The organism is Pedobacter agri PB92 (assembly GCF_000258495.1).
Classification (GTDB): domain Bacteria; phylum Bacteroidota; class Bacteroidia; order Sphingobacteriales; family Sphingobacteriaceae; genus Pedobacter; species Pedobacter agri.
On record NZ_AJLG01000338.1, the window covers coordinates 1 to 931 of the forward strand.

General features: G+C 44.6%; 1 protein-coding gene. It reads right to left on the minus strand.

Annotated elements, in window-relative coordinates; all coding sequences use genetic code 11:
- Nucleotides 1–98: 98 nt before the first annotated feature.
- Nucleotides 99–931, minus strand: an 833-nt coding sequence (locus tag ON09_RS23765) for an SDR family NAD(P)-dependent oxidoreductase (RefSeq protein WP_039843153.1), incomplete at its 5' end; no start/stop codon positions are given.

The following is a 931-nucleotide window of genomic DNA, read 5'->3' on the forward strand; positions in this document are numbered from 1 at the left end:
ATCATTTTATTTGCTTAAACCGTTGCTAAACGACGCATAACTTTCTTGGCATATAAAGGAAGTTGGTTTATCCTCTGCAATAGCGCTCGATATCACGTCTATATTTTTCTATTCGTGAGCAGCAAAGCAAGTAGGGCAATCGTTCCAATCGCTATATATTTACGATGTTCCTTGGGCTTTCCCGGGATTCCCCATCCACCATGGGTGGAATGCCCATAATCCACGCTGTTAAAAATATTTCCGCTGGTAGGGGTGATTGTTTTTGCCTGCTTTAAATAGGTATTAATTACTGCCGATGCAATTCCCCTGGTTAGCGAAGGAAGCAGACCATAGGATATACGCATCAAGCTTGAAAAACTTCCGACCATTTTCTCTGACCGGGGATGAATTGATAGCTCATAGATCGCATTCGCGAGTCGAAATGGATCATACACGATGGGTCCGGGTTTTAGTGCTTTGCCTGTGTAATTTGCGGCATGCTGCATACCTGGAGTATCAAGAAATCCTGGAAATGCATCACAGATATGTATGCGGGAATAAGATTTTAATTCTGACTTCAGTGCTGCTGAGAATCCGCGAAGCCCGAACTTGGCAGCAGAGTAGCCTGCGCCGTAAGGAACAGGAAAAAAGCCGCCAATGGAGATGTTATTGATCAAAATGCCATGACCTTGTGATTTAAAATAAGGTAGGATTGCATGCGCACCATTCATGTATCCAATCAGATTGGTTTTGACTACTTGTTCGCTGATTTCCATTGGGGTAAGGTCGAATGCGCCGATAGAAAGCACGCCCGCGTTATTGATCCATATGTCGATATCCCGGTTTCCTTCAGCGGCAATTCCTGCGAGATTGATTACTTCGTGGTAATTGGAAACGTCGGTCGGTATAGCTTTTACAAGCACGCCGAAAGCCCTGCATTCATCAGCCAGTT